Here is a 3629-nt window from a genome sequence, read left to right as displayed (position 1 = left end):
GGGGAAGGGCGGACGCGTATGCACGAACTGGCATATACCTTCCGCGACAGCATTGCCATGGTCATAGTGATAGGTCTGACAGCTGTTTTAGTGGTTATGCGGTGGTTTGTATGAAAAAAAACATCTGTCTCATCGTCGCCTATGATGGCACGGACTTTCACGGTTTTCAGCGCCAGACGAATGCCTCTTCCATACAATGGCATCTGGAACAGGGATTATCGCAGATTTTTTCTTCTCCTATTACGGTGTATGGCGCGGCCCGTACTGATGCGGGCGTACATGCCCGGGGGCAGGTTGTCAATTTTTATGGCGAAGGAACGATTCCCGTAGAAAAGATCCCTTATGCCATGAAAGGGTATCTGCCTCTTCAAATTGCCGTCCTTTCGGCCAGGGAAATGCCGGAACACTTCAGTGTGCGCCATGATAACGTAGGCAAACATTACCGGTATACGGTTGTCAACAGCCGTATACACGATCCGTTCCGCCTCCGCTACGCCTGGTTCATCCGCAACGCCCTTGATCTGGACGCTATGCGCCAGGGGGCAGAAATACTGCTGGGAACTCACGATTTCTCAGCTTTCGAGGGAAAAAATACGACGCCTATGAATCCCGTAAAAACCATGTATGCTGTCCTTGTGGAAAAAGAGGGGGCCATCGTCCATATAGATGTCCTGGGTGACGGATTCCTCTATCATATGGTACGCAATATTGCCGGCGGACTGGTTGATTTAGGACTTCACCGGCTGACGCCTGTACGCTTTCGGGAAATATTGGAAAGCAGGGATAGAAATCAGCTGGGGGCTACGGCACCTGCCCAGGGCTTGTGCCTGGAAGAAGTGTTTTATGATGAACGGCGTTTACATCAGTGCCTTGATGATCTGCGTGCCGGCCATTGGCTGGCACGGTGAAAACGTATATTTACCCTATCGTAACGGTGGAAACTATGGTATAATATTATTTAGTCTGTATTGTCATGGTGCTGAACGTCTGCTGTATTATGCAGACAACGGATGATACAGTCGTACAAAAGAAGGTGTCTGCCTTGTCTGTCAAGGCAGCCTTTTTAAGGTTATTGCAAAGGGTAAAAAGAGGATAGTATCCATATGACTGATAAGACAATAGGCTGGACTGTACGGATTATCGGCGTATTGGCGGTAATTCTGTTCCTGTGGTCCATCCAGTGGTTTCTGCCAGATTTTTATTCGACCATGTGGCGGCTGACTGTGGAAGGCGATCTGGATGGCCTGACCGATTATATTGCGTCTTTTGGCTATAGTGCCATTCTGGTCAGTGTATTCATGATTGTATTTGCCAATGCGCTGGCTATTCCGTCTATTCCCTTTCTGACGGTAAATGGCGTTATTTTCGGACTGGTGCCGGGGATTATTATTTCCTGGATCGGTGAAGTACTGGGAATTGAAGTGAGTTTCCGGCTGACGCGGACGCTGCTGAGGAATCAGGCAAAAAAAGTGATTCAGCGCAGCAATAAGCTGGAAAAACTGGACTCTTACAGCTGTATACGTACCATCATGCTGGGACGGGCTATCCCGTATTCTCCCAATGTAGTAGTGACGGCGTTCAGTGCTTTGAGCCATATTTCCTACAGGGATCATTTTATTGCCAATGCCATTGGAAAAATTCCGGCGGTCGTTGTCGAAGTGTGGTTTGGCCACGACTTACTGCGGATTAATGAACATTGGGAACGACTGCTCGTTCTGACGGTTATTGTCGTCGCCATTTATGGATTTTTATGGTGGCGTAAAAAACAGGCAAACAAACGCCGGGCGTAGAAGGCAGGAAAAAGTAAACGAGGCATCGCATTGTGGCCGGGACCGGAATGCGATGCTTTTTTTGTTACTTCGATGTTCCTGACGGCAGGATGGACACGCAGGTTATTATTACTGCTAGTGTTGCTTTTTACATATGAAACCGATATAATTATATAGAATAGACAAAAAATTTTATACGAATGCTATGGCATACGATGTATGTGACATATAATGGAGGGATGCAGCATGTGGAGAAAGAAAGCGGCCTGCTTACTGGCTGTCCTGGCAGTATGCGGTACGATGGCTGCCGGTGCGGCCGACTATACAATTCTGGAAAAAGCCGAAAAGGTAGAAACGACTGTATATGGTGCTCCGCAGAGCGGGTCACTCAACGACCGGATCCGGGCACTGGATAAGACATTGAATGGACAAGCCGGACTTTCTGGCAGTGTCCAGAGCCGGACTGATTCCTTATATACCGATGTATACGGAAATTCAGGTTCTGATTTATCACTTTTGGCAGCTGTCAATATGATGCAGTGGCAGTATTCCGGCAAAATCACGGAAGAACCACTGGTAAGCCGCGTTTCCGAATTAGAAGAAGGTCTGGACGGCAAAGCGGCTACGGGATCTCTTTCCGGGCGTGTCCATGCATTGCGGACGAGCCTTCTGGGAAATAAGAAATTCACCTCGGAAACCGTATCGGTTCCGGCCGGAACAATTGTTACGATGAAAAATATGGATCCCATCCAGTCCAAGACACTGACGGAAGGCGATACGGTACGGTTCATTGTAGCTGAAGACGTTCAGGTGGGAGATGTCGTGGCCATTCCCCGGGGAATGGAAACAGACGCGACAGTCAGCAAGGCACGCAAGGCTGGACGGTTCGGCCGCGATGGAAAAATAGAAATTTCGTATCATACGGTACGGGCTGCCGATGGAACCCCGGTGGAACTGACTGTGGGAGAAAAGACGAAAGAACAGTATAAACGTACTGCCGGGGCTGTCGGAGCATCGGCAGCGGGTGCTATCATCCTCGGACCGGTCGGCCTGGTAGGCGGGCTTTTTGTCAAGGGAAATGATGTCGATATTCCTGCGGGTACGGTCATGTATGCAGAAACGAAGGCGAATACGGATGTGGTCGGATTCCGCCAGGATGGGGAAAAAACAGATACGGCTACGGCGGATATGGCAGCCAGCGGCGTCGCTGTACCGTCTTCTTCTGTAAGCCGTACCGTACCGGATGAAAACCCGGCGACAGACACGACAACAGCGGAATTAAAACAGGCGGAAGCGGTGACTCCTGTGCCGCTGGAACACGATGATGCGGCAGACTCCGACGATATCCAGTCTACTGTGACGATTACACCGACTAATGAATAACTGACAGGTGACATAGATGAATAAACGTTTGACAGTGGCTGTCCTTTCGGCATTACTGCCTCTTTCTTTGCAGATTTCTGCCCAGGACGTTCCGGCTGACAAGAGCAGCATTACAATAAAAAATCATAGGGAAGACGTATTACCGGTAGCCCGGACGACAGCGGGCGGCGTGCAGGCCGTCAATCTGGATGAAGCTTCGGCTGCCCATGATGTAGTCCTGCCTCAGCAGCCTGTCCATATGACGGCAGACAAACTCCTGGTCCGCGGCAATGACGGATTCGTTGCAGGTCGTGGCAATGTGGACGTCATGCGGGGCATGGATGAAATCCATGCCAATACGATAGAAGGCAATACCAAGTCCCAGGTGTATCATACATCGGGAAAAGCGGTCTATCTGGATAGTACGATGGCTTTGGAAACGACAGGCCTTACCTATTCTGGTACAGGTCCTGCCGCTTCCATGGATACGGTTCAGGG

Annotated in this window: 3 protein-coding genes and 1 pseudogene; all 4 read left to right on the top strand. The window is 49.9% G+C overall.

Annotated features, from left to right (window positions below; translation table 11 throughout):
• Positions 1 to 110: 110 nt before the first annotated feature.
• Complete coding sequence (gene truA, locus DBO31_RS06820) at positions 111 to 908, top strand: tRNA pseudouridine(38-40) synthase TruA (protein ID WP_113855432.1); 798 nt, start codon at positions 111 to 113, stop codon at positions 906 to 908.
• 195 nt (positions 909 to 1103) lie between these two features.
• Positions 1104 to 1790, top strand: a complete 687-nt coding sequence (locus DBO31_RS06815) for a TVP38/TMEM64 family protein (protein WP_059076726.1) — start codon at positions 1104 to 1106, stop codon at positions 1788 to 1790.
• Between the two features lie 225 nt (positions 1791 to 2015).
• Positions 2016 to 3152 (top strand): hypothetical protein, encoded by a 1137-nt coding sequence (locus tag DBO31_RS06810; protein ID WP_075581989.1) that lies wholly within the window; start codon positions 2016 to 2018, stop codon positions 3150 to 3152.
• A gap of 16 nt (positions 3153 to 3168) precedes the next feature.
• Positions 3169 to 3629, top strand: a pseudogene (locus DBO31_RS06805) (hypothetical protein); the annotation flags it as partial.

It is taken from the genome of Megasphaera sp. DJF_B143 (assembly GCF_900320625.1).
Classification (GTDB): Bacteria; Bacillota; Negativicutes; order Veillonellales; family Megasphaeraceae; genus Megasphaera; species Megasphaera hexanoica.
The sequence above is the reverse complement of the archived record's forward strand: the minus strand, read 5'-3'. Positions and strand labels throughout refer to the sequence as shown.

Coding starts and splice junctions, on each gene's coding strand:
- truA (WP_113855432.1), top strand. CDS start 111: ATGAAAAAAAACATCTGTCTCATCGTCGCCTATGATGGCACGGACTTT.
- DBO31_RS06815 (WP_059076726.1), top strand. CDS start 1,104: ATGACTGATAAGACAATAGGCTGGACTGTACGGATTATCGGCGTATTG.
- DBO31_RS06810 (WP_075581989.1), top strand. CDS start 2,016: ATGTGGAGAAAGAAAGCGGCCTGCTTACTGGCTGTCCTGGCAGTATGC.